Source organism: Paenibacillus sp. FSL R7-0333 (assembly GCF_038000365.1).
GTDB classification, from domain to species: domain Bacteria; phylum Bacillota; class Bacilli; order Paenibacillales; family Paenibacillaceae; genus Paenibacillus_AQ; species Paenibacillus_AQ silagei.
The window spans coordinates 4,924,315-4,941,398 of sequence record NZ_JBBOBZ010000001.1 but is presented as its reverse complement, the minus strand read 5'-3'; the positions used below and the strand labels follow the sequence as shown (position 1 = coordinate 4,941,398).

The following is a 17,084-nucleotide window of genomic DNA, read 5'->3' as shown; positions in this document are numbered from 1 at the left end:
CCTGGACGGGCTTTATTCTGCCTGTTGTAATAGTTATTTGCTCTAGTTAAAAGCCTTCGACGCCTTTGTCCTTCATCAGCTGGCTGAATTTCTCATCCCAGGCCTTAAGTACGCCCTTGGCGCCCAGGCCGCCGGCGAATTCATCCTGAAGCAGACGGTACAGCTCGCTGCGGTCCACGATCATGTAAGCGTCGGTGGTCAGCGTAGTTTTCTTCGGGGTGATATATTGATCGACAATCTCTTGCTTGTATTCCGGGAGCTTCGGCGTAGTAACATCGCTGAAGTTGGAGACGGAACCTTGGCTGTCCACCATTTTCTGCGCAACTTCTTCGGTGGCCAGGAACTCCAGGAATTTCTTCGCTTCATCCATATGCTTGGCTTTCTTCGGAATGAACAACTGGCCGCCCAGCGGGCTTGCGCCGAGATTGGCGTCTTCAGAAGAAGGGATGGCGAACAGTCCCAGATGCACATTCGGGTCCTTCTCAGCCACGTTCACAATCAGCCAGTCGCCCATGAACATCATCGCCGTTTCCTTGTTCAGGAATTTGCCCACGGCCATATCGTAACTGTCGCTGAGAATGTCGGTGTTGGTGTAGCCCTTCTTGTAGACCTCATACTGCTGCTCCAGGAAGGTGGCGAACTCGGGAACATCGGACCACTTCTTGCGTCCGGCATTGATGTCCTCGAACAGAGACGGCTCGTTCTTGGCCGCCCAGTCGGCAAAAGCAGCCGCCGGCCAGATATTCGCCGCCCAGTTGTCCTTGAACGGCATGAACACTGGCGTAATGCCGCTGGCCTTGATCTTCTCACAGACCGCCAGGAACTCCTCGTAATTCTTCGGAATCTCAAGTCCTAGGTCTTTGAAAATATCCTTGTTGTAGACGACTCCCTGCATCCCTGTATCCTGGCTGTAATGGAAGCTGTAGACATGATCGTAAGCAGAGAGCACATCCTTGTTCAGCAGCCGGCTTACCCAAGGCTCGTTATCGAGAATCTCGAAGTTACGCTCCAGATTCAGGTCTGTAGTCGCACTCGCGAGATTGTATTGAATCAGGTCAGGCACCTCGTCAACGGCCAGCTTAGTCTGGAGTACCGTGGCGGTCTGCTCTGCGGGAAGTAACTGGAGATTGACTTTGATGTTGGTTTTCTGCTCGAATTCATCCAGCACATCCTGGGCCACGAACGCTGAATCCTGCGAGCTTTTGGAGATGGCCAGCTCGATGGTTACCTTTTTGCCGCTGCTGCTGCCTCCGCTGTTACCGCCTCCGCTGTCCGTTGCCACAGCATTGCCCTTGTCTGAATTGTCAGAGCCGCATGCCGCCAGCGTTAAGGTCATGATTCCAGCGAGCAGGCCTGTCGCGATTTTCTTCATTTGCTTACTCATGTGATCGCCCCCGTAGTGTATTTTCTGTGAACTGAATCCGTTTACATTGCCCATTATAGAATGAGGAGAGCACAAGGTACATGTTTGTACTTGACACTTTCTGTGTAATATTCTGAACTCCGGGGATGGCTTGTCATTTCGCCCGATTGGTTGTAAAGTAGGCAGCATCCTAAGGTTCAGGGAGGGCTCGGGCTTGGCTACTATTGTTCAGAAATTGCGCGGAGGCAGGGTTCAGGCCAGTCTGCAAACGAAATTCTTCTTCACCTTCATGCTGCTCCTGCTGATTGTGCTGGGCTGCTTCCTGGTCTACGTGAATTATATGGTGATCCAGCCGCTCAAGGACAAGACAGAGAACGAAATGAAGCGGGCGGCTGTCCAGGTCAGCGACCAGCTGAACCTGTATATCAGTAACCAGAACCAGCTCTCCCAGCGGATTTTGTCGAACAAAGAGGTGTTCACGCTGCTGGCCGCAGGTGATTATTCGCAGCTCACCCTCGAAGGGCTGACCCGGAGCCGCCGGCTGAAAGACATCATGTTCCAGGCGCTGGGGCCGAGTCTGAACATTGAGGATATGATGATCTATGATCTGACTGGGGAGCGGGTGGCATCATATATCGGATATGCGGATAGCCCGGCTTCGCTCAGGCCGTTTCTGGAAGAGAGCAGTAACCTGCCGACCTGGAATGCAAGCGGTTACGGGCTGTACCGGCAGGGGGCGGAGGCCATCTCTTTTGTGCGGGCGATCAGGAACCAGAATGGTCAGGTGTTCGGCTATCTGGCGGTGCAGCTCGATCAGCGGTATTTGAACAGATCTGCTGCGGGCCTGGCGGGCGGCAAGATCTATATTGTAGATCAGGACCAGCGGCTGGTCTCCAGCTCTCCGGCACTGCGTGAAGGGGAGAAGGTCCCCGAATTCACAGCGTCTCCCTCTGAATCTGCAGCAGCTAGCGGAATCTATCTAAGCAGCGGCCAGAACTATGTGGCTTACCACCGCTCTGCTGAGACGGGCTGGACTACCTACGTGGTGAATCCAAGGAATGTGGTGCTGGGCCCGGTCAATTCGGTGAAATACATCTCTATTCTGCTGATCACCGCGCTGATTCTGTTCTCGTTCATCTTCATCTACTTCTCGACCCGGAACCTGCTGCTTCCGATCCGCAAGCTGCGCAGCCAGATTCTGCGGATGAACTACAGCAATCTGAATATGAAGACGGGCCCGCGTACCCACAACAATGAGCTGATTCAACTGAATAGCGCTTTTCAGGAGCTGCTGGAGCGGCTGCAGGAATCTATCGAACGGGAAAAGCTTGCGCTCCACGAAGAAGTGAAGTCGCGGAATTCTGCCTTGCAGGCCCAGATCGCGCCTCATTTTATCCACAATGTCCTGTATCTGATCAGTATTGCCGCCCAGGAAGGGAAGAATAACGTGGTGACCGAAATGTGCAAGCATCTCTCGGACAGCCTGCGCTATATTGTTTCCTCCCCTTATCAGCATGTGACATTGACGGAGGAGCTGAAGCATACCCGGCATTATTTGTCCCTGATTCAGCATAATTTCGAGGATGACCTGGAGTGGGAGATTGACGGGGACGGGGGGCTTGAACGGATTGAGCTGCCCCGGCTGGTGATTCAGCCGTTCGTGGAGAATTGTATTGAGCATGCTTTTAAGAATACAGACCCTCCTTGGAGGATTGAGGTGCGGGTGAAGGTATATAACGGCCTGTGGGCCATCGAAATCCGGGATAACGGGGAAGGCTTCGCGCCGGGCAGGATCAGGGAGATTCTGGACAATATTGAGGACTCGGATTCCGGGGTTAACGAGCTTCGGCATGATACCTCAGGGATTGGCAATATGGGGATTGTGAATACGGTGAACCGGCTGAAGCTGATGTACAGGAACCGGCTGTTCTTCAACATCTACAACCACTTAGACGGGGAAAAGGGTGCCACGGTCCAGATTATCGCATCTATGAGTAAAGACTTCTACTAGAACCGGGGAGGGAGCGCTATGTATACCGCTATCATTGCAGAGGACAGCAAGCCGATTCTGCGGAATATCGAGGCTCTTTTGCAGTCTATGGAGCTGCCTGTCCGTATATCCGCCACCGCCTCGAACGGGCTGGATGCCCTGGAATACATCAAGGCTAACCCGGTGGATATCCTGCTGACCGATATCCGCATGCCCAAGCTGGACGGGCTTGCGCTGATCGGGCAGTGCAGACTGGTGAATCCGGCACTCAAGGCGGTGCTGATCAGCGGCTACAGCGACTTCGAATATACGCGCAAAGCGCTGAATCTGCAGGTATTCGATTATCTGCTGAAGCCGGTGGAGCGGCAGCAGCTGGCCGAAGTGATGCAGCGGCTGGTCGCCCATCTGCAGGAGCAGGAGGGCAGCAGAATAGGATTGCCGGAGGGAGCGATCTCAGCCGGGCAGCAGCGGCCTAAGAGCAGCGAGGAGCTGTTCCGGCTGCTGGAGCAATACGTGCAGGAGCAGCTCTACGCTCCGCTCTCCATTACCGAGGCCGCGCTTAAGTTCCACGTGAGCCCTTCCTATGTCAGCCGGATCTTCAAGCGCTATTCGCACCAGACCTTCGTGCATTACAGCATGCGGCTGAAGATAGCCGAAGCCTGCCGGCTGATTGCGCTGAGGCCAGAGCTGAAGGTGAAGGAGCTGTCGGAGCTGCTGTCCTTCGGCGACCAGCATTATTTCTCCAAGGTGTTCAAGGACTATACGGGCGTAAGTCCTACGGAGTATAGGGGAGGGGAGCGGTGACGGTAGCGGGTATAAAGATCGATCTTAAAGAATTTGAGTTGAGAGAAAAGTGGCGGAGGGGAATTTTGGAACTGGAGGAGCGGTAGCGTCCGCCTTTGTATTAGGATTTCTACCGCAAAGAGTGGTACAAATTCATGAAATCCTAATACAACAGCGGCCGGAAGTCCAAAACTTCTCTGGAGTCACGGCTAGGCCCGCAACAACAAAATCATTAGTTCTCTTGCTAAGACGGCAGCGCTGCGGATAGGCGGTGCCGTTTTTATTTGCCGTATTTTCCTGGAGGAATGCCCGTGATGTTCTTGAAGGTGCGGATGAAATTGGCATAATCATTGAAGCCGGACAGGTAGCAGGTATCGGACACGGAGTTGCCGGCGGACAGGAGCTGCTTGGATAACGCGATCTTTTTGAGCAGCACATAACGGTAGATGGTGCCTCCGGTCTGCTGCTTGAACAGATGGCTGAGATAATATTTATCCAGATTCAGCTCCCCGGCGATATGCCCCAGCGACAGATTCAGGTGCAGGTGGTTGTCGATATAACTCATCGCGGATTGAATATGGGAGGAGATTATGCTGGGCACGGCGGCACGGGAGCGGCTGTACAGCTCGTTGACCAGTACCAGAATCTGAATCAGATACGTCAGGGCCAGCACCTCGCTGCCGTACTGCTTGCGTTCCAGGGCTGTAATCAGCTGTGAGGAGAGAGCGGTATACTCCGAGAGCAGCGGCTCCTCCATCCGGGCCAGGTTGTTCTCTCCGGGCTGGCGGTTCTGGAAGCAGGCCAGCAGATTCGTGGTTGCCGTACAGAACGGATAGACCAGCGGTGCTTTGAAATGTATGGTCAGCCGCTCATAAGGGTCGGGGGAGCGGTTGATGATTTTATGAATCTCATGATTATTGAATAACAGGACGTCGCCGCGCACCAGCGGATAGCTGTACTGGTCCACGAAGCCGTTCACGCTGCCGCCGAGGAACAGGAAGATTTCATAGTGGTCGTGGATATGGAAATCCCTCGTCGGAGAGATTGGAGAATTGCCGATACCGGCCAGAATATCGCCGTCGAACGATTCATAATACCGGGCATGCTTCATCGTTACTGCCCCTTTCTTGTTGATCACAATATACGCAATAAAACATCATTATTCGCAAAGACATTGCAATAATACCACAATACACTAGAGAAGAAGAATACCTGAGAGGGTGGAATCAAGGATGAGTGGGATAGAACAGCGTAAATACTGGCTGGATACGATGCTGCGGATTGGAACGCCGGTCCTGGAGGCACTCGCCGCACGGAAACTGAAAGAACAGTTACCTGCGGAATTTCATAGTGAGCGCAGCCAGTTTGCTCACCTGGAGGCTTTTGCGAGGCTGGCTTGCGGAATGGCTCCCTGGCTGGAGCTTCAAGGGCTTGAGGGTGAAGAGGAGCGCTTAAGAGCCCGTTATGCCGGGCTGATGCTGGAAGCGATTGATGCGGCGGTCGATCCGCAATCGCCTGACTATATGGAATTCAAGACCGAAGGCCAGCCGCTGGTGGATGCGGCTTTTCTGGCCCATGCTCTGGTGCGTGCGCCGAAAGCGATTACAGTTAGGCTGGACGCACGGGTCAAAGGCAATTTGATTGTGGCGCTTAAGCAGACGCGGCGGACCGCCCCCAGCGGCAGCAACTGGCTGTTGTTCAGTGCGATGGTAGAAGCAGCGTTGTACCTGCTCGGCGACCCGGAGTATGACCGGATGCGGGTGGGTTATGCGGTCCACATGTTCATGGACTGGTACAAGGGTGACGGAGTCTATGGAGACGGGAAGGATTTTCACTGGGATTATTACAACAGCTTTGTCATTCAGCCGATGCTGCTGGATGTGGTTACACTTTTCGAACAGGAGAATGAAGAGTATGCCCGGCTTAGACCCTTGGTCCTGCAGCGGGCGCAGAGATATGCCTCCGTGCTGGAGCGCAGCATCGCTCCGGACGGGACGTATCCGTTCCTCGGGCGTTCGATTGTCTACCGGTTCGGGGCATTTCAGCTGCTGTCGCAGGCGGCGCTCCAGCATTTCCTGGAAGACTCGCTGCCTCCGGCCCAAGTGCGCTGCGCTTTGACCGCAGTTATTAGCCGGATTATGCAATATCCGGGTACGCTGGATGAGAACGGCTGGCTGCAGCCGGGAATCTACGGCTATCAGCCGGAGCTGGCCGAGAGCTACATTAATACGGGCAGTCTGTATCTGTGCGCCACTGTTTTCCTGCCGCTGGGTCTGCCTCCTGCTGACCCCTTCTGGTCGGGAGAAGACATGAAATGGACGGCCCGGAGAATCGCGGACGGTGAGAATGTGATGCGGGACCATGCGTTGGAATAAGGGATACAGACAGATCGAACAGGAGAGGGAGCTTAGGCATGAACATACAGGAACTTAAGGCAATCGCAGAGAACATGAAGCCGGCAGATCTCAGCTTATATTATCCGCAAGGAGATTCGGCTGCTTTTTGGAGAGAGGCGGCATCTTCTAAAGTCTTGCAGGCCAGTATCAGTGAGATTCGTGCAGAGGCACGGAGGCTGGAAGGGCAGCCTATACCGCTGCTGACGTATCGTTTGTTTACCCTTTTCCGGCAGACGGGGTCGAGACTGGAGTATGAGCGGCCTTATTTTGAATCGAGAAGAAGATTGAATACGTATGTGTTCCTTAGTCTGCTGGAGCCGGAGAACGCAGCAGCTCTGGAGCAGCTTACAGATATTCTATGGGCGATCTGCGATGAGTACACATGGTGTGTTCCCGCCCATCTTCCTGAGAAGCATGATGCTGCTGAGATCAACCGCCATATCGATCTGTTCTCCTCCGAGACAGGCTTTACCTTAAGCGAATGTCTGCTGCTGCTCGGAGAGCGACTCCCGCTGCTGCTCCGCTCCCGGATACGCAGTGAGGTGGAGAATAGAATCTTCCGGCCGTTCCTTGCGCATGGCCCTTATTTCTGGGAGACCTCGACTCACAATTGGGCGGCGGTCTGCGCAGGCTCTGTCGGGGCGGCTGCACTGCTGCTTGTGAAGGACAAGGACATGCTGGCGGAGATCCTGCTGAAGACAGAGAGCAGCATGAATTATTATCTGCGGGGCTTCGGGGCAGACGGGGCCTGCCAGGAAGGGCTGGGCTACTGGAATTACGGGTTCGGCTATTTCACTTATTACAGCGATCTGCTCCGTGTAAGAAGCGGAGGCACGCTGGACTGGTTCAAGCAGGAGAAGGTGGCACAGATCGCCCGCTTCCAGCAGCAATGCTTCATAGACGGCAGCTATGTCGCTAATTTCTCCGATACAGTGCCCCGGGTGCGGGTGCATATGGGACTCTCCCATTATCTGGCGGACGTCTATCCGGATGTCCTGCGCCCGCCTTCTGCGCTGCGCGCCCCGTTCACAGAGGATCATTGCAGCCGCTTCGCACCGGCTCTGCGCAATCTGATCTGGACAAGAACCGGGGAGGAGAATGAGTCATGGGAGGCTGGCAGCAGCTATCTGCCCGATGCAGCCTGGCTGGTAGCAAGGCATATCTCCGCTGCCGGCGCCTTCGGCTTCGCGGCCAAGGGCGGCCATAACGACGAGCCGCATAACCATAATGACCTGGGCCAATTCATTCTGAGCGGCCGGGGGGAGATCTTCGCGGCCGATCTGGGCAGCGGAGAGTACACGGCGGACTATTTCGGTGCCGGACGTTACGGCTATGACTGCAACGGTTCGCAGGGCCACAGCGTGCCGATTATTGACGGCCAGTACCAGGGGGCAGGACGCGAGTTCCATGCTGCCGTGCTGCATGCTTCGGCAGCAGCGGCGAAAGATGAGCTGACGCTGGAGCTGGCCCGGGCGTACCCGGTAGCCGGACTGCAATCCCTGGTGCGTTCGCTGGTCTGGCATAAGGAGGAGCTGCCCCGTCTGGAGCTGACTGACACTTACCGCTATGACGGAGCTCCGGCAAGCTGGACGGAACGGTTCGTAACGTGGCGCAGACCGGAGGTGCGGGAACCGGGGAGCGTAAGGCTGCCGGGAGCTGCTGAGGGGAACGGCGTTGAGGTAACCTATAATCCGCAGATTGTCCGGCCTGAGATTACCGCACATGTGTACCAGGATCACTATGGCCAGGACACGGTGTGGAATACTCTGGACTTCCAGGTTCTCCAGCCCGGGGCGGCAGGCGTATTGGTGTTTACTTTTCAATTTCTGTAGATGACGGCAGGCGTATACCATTCAGATAAAGGCGGGATTCAAATGAGCAGAACCATAGATCAGACATGGGTAGATGAGGCTTGGAGTAAGGCGCTGGAGAAGACGAGAACGAACAGTATCAGCATCGGGGCGGAGTTCCCGCATGCCAGCCAAGGCGGCAAGTATGTACTGGAAGTGCCGAGCTGGTGGACTGCCGGCTTCTGGCCGGGCATGCTCTGGCAGCTCTACGCAGGGAGCGGCGATGAGAGCCTGAAAGCGGTAGCCGAGCGCTGCGAGGAGCGGCTGGATGAGGTGCTGGACGGCTATGTGAAGCTGGACCATGACCTGGGCTTCATGTGGCTGCTGACCAGCGTTGCCAATTACAAGCTGACGGGCAGTGAAGAATCACGGGTCCGCGGGCTGAAGGCCGCCAACTATCTGGCCGCACGCTTCAACCTGAAGGGCCGCTACATCCGGGCCTGGAATCCCTGGAGAGAAGGCGAGGACAACAGCGGGGTCGCCATCATTGACTGCAGCATGAACACCAGCCTGCTGTTCTGGGCCTCCGAAGTCACGGGAGACCCGCGTTACCGGCATATCGCGGAGGCACATATGGATACGGTGTTGGAGCATTTCATCCGGCCGGACGGCTCCGTCTATCATATTGTCAACTTCAACCCGGAGACGGGCGAAGTGGCAGAGAAGCTGGGCGGACAGGGCTATGCGCCAGAATCGGCCTGGTCGCGCGGCGCGGCTTGGGCACTGTACGGGCTGGCGCTGGCCTATCACCATACGGGCAAGCTTAGCTACCTGCATGCGTCCAAGCAAGTTGCGCATTTCTTCCTGACCCGGCTGCCGGAGGATCAGGTCCCGCATTGGGATTTCCGTGCTCCCGGCGAGGTTGGGGAGATTCGCGATACTTCAGCCGGTTCATGCGCCGCAAGCGGTCTCTTGCTGCTGGCCGGGCTGGTGGAAGAATCAGAGGCTCCTGTCTACCGGAACGGGGCGCTTAGAATCACGGAATCTCTCTACCGCAATTACGGAACTTGGGACAATCCCGGCGAACAAGGGCTGCTGCTTCACGGCACCAGTAACTATCCTGAAGACCGGAATATCGATGTGCCGCTGATCTACGGGGATTTCTTCTATGTTGAGACACTGGCCCGGATTAAGGGAGCAGGCCCGTTCTATTGGGAGTAGGAGGAGTACGATAATGACGAACAACAAGATGACTCTGGGAATTGGAAATCTGGGGACAGGCGATCCGGCGACGGGCAAGCTGGGGATTCAGAGCAATCTGCTGAAGACCCGGGACGACCTGCTGGCTGCCCTTGAGCAGCTGACAGAGCCGCTTCGGCCGCTCTATAGCAGAGGCAGCGCAAGACTTGAGATCGGGATTACGGGAGCGAGCTATCCGTCAGCCACTGCCGGAATGGAGGGTTTCTCCCGGGTGCTCTGGGGACTGATTCCACTGCTCGCCGGAGGCGGGAACAGTGAACTATGGGCCACTGTGCTGGACGGCATCCGGCACGGTACCGATCCGGCCCATGAGGAATATTGGGGTGATGTAAGGGACTATGACCAGCGTCTGGTCGAGATGGCCGCCTTCGGCTTCGCGCTGGCGGCTGTGCCGGAGCATCTCTGGTCCCCGCTTGCTCCGCAGGAGCAGGAGCATCTGTACAGCTGGCTGAACCAGATCAATTCCCGTCCCTGCTACGACTGCAACTGGCTGTTCTTCAATGTGCTGGTGAATGTCGGCTTCCGCACAGTAGGACGGCCTTATGATGCGATTCAACTGGAGCGGAATCTGGAGCGGATGGATGCCTTTTATCTGGGTGAAGGCTGGTACAGTGACGGTGTTGGCGGACACTGCGATTATTACGGGCCCTTCGCCATCCATTACTATTCGCTGCTGTATGCCAAGCTGATGGAACGGGAAGACCCGGAGCGTTCCCGTCTGTTCAAAGAACGCGCCCGGCTCTTCGCCGCTGAATTCATAGGCTGGTTCGCCCCGGACGGCGCTGCGCTTCCCTACGGGCGCAGTCTGGCCTACCGGTTCGCCCAGTCTGCATTCTGGAGCGCTCTGGCTTATGCAGAGGTGGAGGGCTTCCCTGCCGGTGTGGTCAAAGGCATCGTCCTGCGCAACCTGCGCTGGTGGTTCCGCCAGCCTATCTTCGATGCAGCCGGTGTGCTGACCATCGGATACACGTATCCGAATCTGGTCATGGCGGAGAATTATAATGCTCCCGGCTCGCCTTACTGGGCGCTGAAGACCTTCCTGCCGCTTGCCCTCGGCGCGGAGCATCCGTTCTGGAGCGAACCAGAGCTGCCGCTGCCGGAGCTTCCGGCGGTGAGTGTGCAGCATCCGCCGCATCTCGTCCTGGTGCGCGAGCCGGCTTCCGGTCATTTGGCCGCCTTCAACAGCGGGCATCTATCTACCAATGAGCATACCCATACCTCAGCCAAATACGAGAAATTCGTCTATTCCACAGGCTTCGGGTTCAGCGTTCCCCGCTCAGAATGGGGATTATCGCAAGGCGCCTATGATTCCATGCTTGCGCTCAGCGAAGGAGGAGACAATCTGTACCGCGTTCGGCGGCGGAATCTGGAATCAGAGATTACGGACAACGTCCTGCGGTCCGTCTGGAAGCCTTGGGCTGATGTTGAGGTATGCACATGGGTAGTAGCCGGTCTGCCCTGGCATATCCGTATCCACCGGATTGAGACGGGCCGGGCGCTGGACGTTGCCGAGGGAGGCTTCGCGCTGGGACAAGAGACGGAGCTTGTGCAGCAGCTGGACGAACTGGAGGCGGCGGCAGCGACCCCATGGGGCACAAGCGCCATCAAGGGGCTGATGGGTTATACCAAGGCTCAGCTAATCTCGCCGAATGCCAACACGAACCTGCTTCATCCACGGACTGTGCTGCCTACCCTGACGGCATCGCTGGAGCCTGGAGTTCATTGGCTGGCTTCTGCTGTGTACGGCGACCCTTCATCTGCGCCGCTGACAGACGGGGCAAAGGAACTCGGCCTGATGCTGGAACAGACTCCTGAAGACCTGCTCCAGATCAAGCTTGCCGGAGAGCGGATTACGGTGCTAACCTCCGGCGGGACAGAGCTCAGCATTCCGGTGCAATGAGCAGAAATATGGTGCGAAAACACAGCATTTTGGTCATAGTACAGCAATTTCGGTCAATAACTCAACATTGGCTCTTTAGTGCCACCAACATACAAGCAGGCCAGCAGCTTTCCTTTGGAGAGGCTGCTGGCCTTTCGAGGCTCGTGGACCAAAATGTATGTTAAAAACCGAACACAATTGGACTGGATGCAGCGCGTGGACCAAATGTAATCGAAAAACCGATTACAATTGGACTGGATGCAGCGCGTGGACCAAATGTAATCGAAAAACCGATCACAATTGGCCTGGATGCGGCGAGTGGGACAAATGTAATCGAAAAACCGATTACAATTGGACTGGATGCAGCGCATGGACCAAATGTAATCGAAAAACCGATTACAATTGGCCTGGATGCGGCGCGTGGACCAAATGTAATCGAAAAACCGATTACAATTGGACCGGGTACGGCGCGTGGACCAAATGTATGTTAAAAACCGAACACAATTGGCCTGGGTGCGGCCACAAGCCCCTGCACACATATGAAGCATCCGGTGCAGGGAGCAGGGCGGGCAGTATGAACAATACCCCTCACTCCGTATTGCTGCGGAACTGATTGGGCGTGAGTCCTTTATACTTTTTGAACACCTGATAGAAATATTTCGTATCGTTATACCCGGACTGCAGCGCGATATCCTCGATCCGCATTCCGGGATCTTTGAATAGCTGGCAGGCATGCTCAATACGGACCTTATGCAGATAATCGATGAAGCTGATCTTAAGCTGCTGCTTGAACAGCAGGCTTAGATAACCGGGGGTAATATAGATCTCCCTGGCGACAATCTCACGGTTGATATCCTTCATGAAGTGCTCGCCGATATAGCTCTTGGCCGCTTCGAGCAGCTTGTTGCTGTTCTTCTTGGATGTCAGATGCTCACTGACCCGCTGGGCCGTCTCCAACAGCGACTGGAACAGATTATCCAGACTGGAGCGGGACAGCACATGGATCAGCTCGGTCAGATTCTGCCCAAAGACTTTATTTACATTGACATTGTTCTCAATACATAATTTATACAGGGCGAAGAACAGGGCGAAGCTCGATTTGATCACCTGGTCCCTGGACACCGTCTCCGGCTGCAGAGCCACATTGAACAGCGTCAGCTTATCGGCAATGTCTCCCGAAGAACCGCTGCGTACCGCCTTCAGCACCTCCTGCTCCTCATGCAGGGGATAGGAGGATCGAGAGGACTCGGCATCGAATTCTCCGCTGTACTCCACGATTTTAGCAATGCCGGTGTAGTTGGTTGTATTCAAGGCCTGGCAAGCCTCCACGAAGGAGTGGCGCAGATGCTCAATATTCTTGTCAATACTTCCGATCCCGGCGGATACGGTGAACTTCAGGAAGCTGGCGATATTCTCCTGAATAATCCGGATATAACCGCTTAATTCCTCCTGATCCGGCAGCTCGTCCATATTGAGAATTAGCACAATATCGTCCTGATGCTCGAAGGCAACGCAGAGCACAGTCTCCGGCAGCGACTCCTCGCAGATATTCTTCAGCCCGTACTTCAGCAGCTCCGTATCCTCATGCATATACTTCTCATGCAACAGCTGGAAATTGTCGATGCGCAGCAGAATGATGCCGTACAGCAAATAGGGGAAAACCAGCTGGTTCATCTTCAGATTAGCCAGCAGCCGGGAATACGCGGGACTCTCAGTGAGAATGAGCTGGCTTAACGTCTTTTCCTTCAGCAGGGGCAGACTCTCCCGGAACCCTTGCCGCAGATGCTCAAGCGTGGTAATCTCCAGCTTCTCGGATTGAATCTGCTCCGTGATGGCCAGAACCGTGCTCAGAATCTCCTGCCGGCGGCTCGGCTTCAGCAGATAGTTACTGACCCCGGATCTTATGGCTTGCTGGGCATAGGCGAAATCATCATATCCGCTCATAATGACCGATTTGACGCTGGGGTATTTCTCGGAGACAACCTTGATTAACTCCAGGCCGTCCATTTGCGGCATCCGGATATCTGTTAGCATGATATCGACGGCATAGCTATCCAGGAGTTCAAGTGCCTCAAGACCGTCTCTGGCTTCACCTGCAATATGGATGCCGTGCGAATGCCAGTCAATCAGAGTCCTTATGCCTACCCGCGCCCGCTCCTCATCGTCCACAATAATCATATTATACAAGGGACATCCCCTCCGATCTGTATTCGTATTGTTTATTTGCCCCGGCTTCTTTTATTCTTGCATGTCAGTTACAATCACCGGAACTACGATCTCCACCCGCGTGCCTTCTCCGGGGACACTGGAATAGTTCAAGGCATAGTCACCTTTATAAAAATGCTTCAGCCGTGCCTGGACATTCTGCACCGCATAGCCACCGACATCCCGGGCCGTGTAGACATCCGTCTCATCAGGCATGGTGAGAATCTTTTGCAGCGTCTCCTCGCTCATGCCGCTCCCGTTATCCTCAATCACGAAGATCAGCTTCTCTCCGCGGCGTTGTCCGCTGATGCTTACCCGTCCGCCGCCGCGCTTGCGTTCAATGCCGTGGATCAGCGCGTTCTCAATGAACGGCTGCAGGCTGAGCTTCAGGATGACATAGGCATACAGCTCCTCAGGAATGTCGATCACATACTCCAGAGATTCCTGGAACCGCATCTTCTGGAGCGACAGATACAGCTCAATCAGCTCTTTTTCCTTGGCTACGCTGGTGAAGCTCTTGCCCTGATTCAGACTTAACCGGAAGAGCCGGGAGAGGTTGATCACCATCTCGCTGATCTTGTCCTGTCCTGCCGCCTCCGCTTCCCAGAAGATCGTGTCGAGCATGTTGTAGAGAAAATGGGGGTTGATCTGCGATTGCAGCGCCTTCAGCTCCGCTTCCTGCTCCTTTAGCTTCAGCAGATAGGCATCGTCCACCAGCGCTTTGATGTTGCCGACCATATTATTGTAGCCCCGGCTCAGCTGGCCGATCTCATCCCAATATTTGATCTCCACCTTCTCCTCGAACTGCCCGTTCTGGAAGCGCCGCATCGACAGCAGCAGCGTCTTGATCGGCGCTGTCAGGAAGGAGGAGAAGAACATCAGCAGAGGAATGCTAAGCACCAGGCTGGCTAATACCATCACGAGCACTGCTGATTTGATGGAATTAAGCTCTTGGGTCAACGAACGGAGCGGAACACTGTACAGGGTGATCCAGCCATCCTCGTTGATGTTGTAATTCAGCAGCGTATCCTTGCCTTCCAGGCTGACGATGGTGTTGCCGGAGAGAATGCCGGCTTTGGCCTGCTTCATTACGAAGTCTATGGCTTCGGGACTATAGGTCTCTTTGCCTGCCGACAGCAGCTGTGTGCCCCGTTCACTCAGAATGAGGATGCCGTGATCCTTGTCATACAGATTCGTCAGATAGGTTCTGCGGATGGTCTCCAGATTAATGCCGACGAACACAAAGCCGATCCGGTTCCCGTTCACAATATCGCGGATAATCCGGGTCATGCCGAGCTTGTCATTTCGGTTACTCTGAATGAATACATTGTTCTCTTCTGTTAGCGGGAACCAGTAGGAGGCACCGTTTAAGGCGACGGTCTGTTTATAAGTATCATTTGAGGTAATTTTGCTCAAACTATACGCACCGCTGCTGTCATCGGTGGCAACCTGAAACAGCGGCTCGGACAAGCTGCCGTACAGAGCCAGATAATCGAAGCTTCCGGTCACCAGCATCTGGTTCATGATCGACGCGGTGGGTCCGTTATAGAGCTGGTTCTCGATCTTCGCCGAATCCGGGGTATTGCTCCTCAGAGTGTCCTGAACGACTGGAGCGAGGCTGAATACCGTGACCCAGTCGGCTAACGTCTTTTGCATACGGGCGAGATTACTGTCGATCTGCTTGAGCACACTCTGGTTGGAATTGCTCACCTTATTGATAATCTGCTGCTTGGAGATCTTATAGGAGTATGCGCCCAGTGTGCAGGCCACCCCGGTGATTAGCAGGAAGATCAGAATCGTTATCTTGTATCGAAGGTTCATATTCAAGTAGTAGCGCAGCACAGGATCACTAACCTTTTTGATTTTTATCTTATGCGCAATGCCGAATATACACAAGGGAGCTGACAAGCGAAGTCGACAATTTTCAACATTACTCTCTTTTTCTCTACTGACCCTGACTCTAGTGCTCTGGTACGATGTGTTCAGAAACAAAGAAAGCAACCCACGATCAATAACAAATAGGGGGAATTGACATGGTTATGAATTCAAAATCCACACGTAATATACTGCTGGTTACGGCCCTTGCGGCAGTCTCGGTGCTTAGCGCATGCGGAGGCGGCAACGACAAGAACAATAATGCAGGCAGCAGCACGAACGGCGGTACAACCGGCTCTGCGGACAAGGAAGTAACGCTGCGTCTGTTCTCGAACCTTCCCGACCGTAAATCCGGCCAGGGGCTGGCAGAGCAAATGGTAATCGACAACTATATCAAAGCGAACCCCAATGTCAAGATCGATATCGAGACCCTCGCCGAGGAGCCGTTCAAAAACAAGCTGAAGGCGTACATGGCCTCCAACGAAGCGCTGGATGTGACCATGGTTCACGGCGGAGCAGAGCTGAATACGCTGGTACAAGCCGGCTATGTGAAAGAGCTGAACCCTGCAGAATACGAAGGGGACACCTACAAATTCCTGCCGGGCGTCTACAAATCATTCACCTTTAACGACAAGCTCTACGGCTTGCCCCGCAACAGTGACTATGAAGTGATCTATTATAACAAAAAGCTGTTCGATGACAACGGCATCAAGATTCCTACCACCTATGCCGAGCTGCTGGAAGCGGGCAAGCAGTTCCGCGCCAAAGGCATTGAGCCGATGTCGATGAACGGTAAGGACCTGTGGAGCTTTGCGGCCTTCTTCCAGGATCTTGTCGTACGCCTCACCGGCGATCAGAACCTGATGCTGGATGCGGTAGCGAAGAAGAAGAATTTCACTGGCGATGAGAACTTCCTAGCTGCGGCTAAGCTGCTGGCAGAAGCCAGAGACACCAAGCTGTTCCAGGAATCGTTCATGACAGCGGACTACGGCGCTTCCCAGAACCTGTTCACGCAAGGCCGGGCTGCTATGTGGTATATGGGCTCCTGGGAAGCAGGGATGGCAACGAATGACAAGCTGCCGGAAGACTTCCGCAACAATGTGAATGTACTGAAATTCCCGGTTGTCGAAGGCGGCAAAGGCAAGGACACCGATCTTTTGGCCTGGAACGGCGGAGGATATTCACTGGTGAGCAGCTCGAAGCATCCTGAAGAAGCCAAGAAGTTCTTCGATTATATGATGTCTGCCGATCAATGGGCCAAGATTGTATGGGATACCGGAGCGGCTGTACCGGCACAGAAATATGAGCTTTCCGGCAAAGAGAGCGAGCTGCAGAAGCAACTGACCGAGGTTCTGACAGGGGCTACCAGCACAGCGGGTTCTATCGCCCTTGACTCTGGTACACCTAAGTTCAAGGATGATGCACAGAATGCCTTCGGGAAGTTCTTCGCTGGCGGATCGACACCTGAACAGCTGCTGGCCGATCTTCAAAAGGCTGCGGAAACACAATAACAGATTACAGATCACTACTATAGAGAGTGAAA

Annotated in this window: 11 protein-coding genes; 7 read left to right on the top strand and 4 right to left on the bottom strand. The window is 54.7% G+C overall.

Annotated elements, in window-relative coordinates:
- Positions 1-46: 46 nt before the first annotated feature.
- On the bottom strand, positions 47-1,384 hold the full coding sequence (locus MKY86_RS21015) for an ABC transporter substrate-binding protein (protein WP_076081288.1): 1,338 nt from the start codon (positions 1,382-1,384) through the stop codon (positions 47-49).
- Positions 1,385-1,577: 193 nt separating this feature from the next.
- Between MKY86_RS21015 and MKY86_RS21010 the strand changes: the two genes are divergently transcribed.
- The gene (locus MKY86_RS21010) at positions 1,578-3,374 is read left to right on the top strand and encodes a sensor histidine kinase (RefSeq protein ID WP_340827415.1); all 1,797 of its coding nucleotides are present in this window, start codon (positions 1,578-1,580) and stop codon (positions 3,372-3,374) included.
- Positions 3,375-3,392: 18 nt separating this feature from the next.
- Positions 3,393-4,157 (top strand): response regulator transcription factor, encoded by a 765-nt coding sequence (locus tag MKY86_RS21005; protein WP_076081285.1) that lies wholly within the window; start codon positions 3,393-3,395, stop codon positions 4,155-4,157.
- Positions 4,158-4,416: 259 nt separating this feature from the next.
- Here MKY86_RS21005 and MKY86_RS21000 read toward each other — a convergent pair whose 3' ends face one another.
- The gene (locus tag MKY86_RS21000) at positions 4,417-5,247 is read right to left on the bottom strand and encodes a helix-turn-helix domain-containing protein (RefSeq protein ID WP_083685429.1); all 831 of its coding nucleotides are present in this window, start codon (positions 5,245-5,247) and stop codon (positions 4,417-4,419) included.
- 121 nt (positions 5,248-5,368) lie between these two features.
- On the opposite strand from MKY86_RS21000, the gene MKY86_RS20995 reads away from it, so the two are divergent.
- From MKY86_RS20995 to MKY86_RS20980, 4 genes are read left to right on the top strand one after another with little or no spacing between them, the layout of a single operon-like run.
- Entirely contained in the window at positions 5,369-6,511 is a 1,143-nt protein-coding gene (locus tag MKY86_RS20995) for a DUF2264 domain-containing protein (protein WP_076081283.1), read from the top strand.
- 38 nt (positions 6,512-6,549) lie between these two features.
- Positions 6,550-8,364 carry a heparinase II/III family protein gene (locus MKY86_RS20990; RefSeq protein WP_076081281.1) on the top strand — a complete coding sequence of 605 codons (1,815 nt, stop codon included), beginning with the start codon at positions 6,550-6,552 and terminating at the stop codon, positions 8,362-8,364.
- 42 nt (positions 8,365-8,406) lie between these two features.
- Complete coding sequence (locus MKY86_RS20985; protein ID WP_076081279.1) at positions 8,407-9,543, top strand: glycoside hydrolase family 88 protein; 1,137 nt, start codon at positions 8,407-8,409, stop codon at positions 9,541-9,543.
- Between the two features lie 28 nt (positions 9,544-9,571).
- Positions 9,572-11,482 carry a DUF2264 domain-containing protein gene (locus tag MKY86_RS20980; protein ID WP_076081307.1) on the top strand — a complete coding sequence of 637 codons (1,911 nt, stop codon included), beginning with the start codon at positions 9,572-9,574 and terminating at the stop codon, positions 11,480-11,482.
- Positions 11,483-12,049: 567 nt separating this feature from the next.
- Here the strand turns inward: MKY86_RS20980 and MKY86_RS20975 are convergent.
- Positions 12,050-13,639 carry a response regulator gene (locus MKY86_RS20975; protein ID WP_340827857.1) on the bottom strand — a complete coding sequence of 530 codons (1,590 nt, stop codon included), beginning with the start codon at positions 13,637-13,639 and terminating at the stop codon, positions 12,050-12,052.
- 60 nt (positions 13,640-13,699) lie between these two features.
- A complete protein-coding gene (locus MKY86_RS20970) occupies positions 13,700-15,487 on the bottom strand; it encodes a histidine kinase (RefSeq protein WP_143803797.1) in 1,788 nt (595 codons plus the stop codon).
- 212 nt (positions 15,488-15,699) lie between these two features.
- On the opposite strand from MKY86_RS20970, the gene MKY86_RS20965 reads away from it, so the two are divergent.
- Positions 15,700-17,052 carry an extracellular solute-binding protein gene (locus MKY86_RS20965; protein ID WP_083685427.1) on the top strand — a complete coding sequence of 451 codons (1,353 nt, stop codon included), beginning with the start codon at positions 15,700-15,702 and terminating at the stop codon, positions 17,050-17,052.
- The last annotated feature ends 32 nt before the right edge of the window (positions 17,053-17,084 follow it).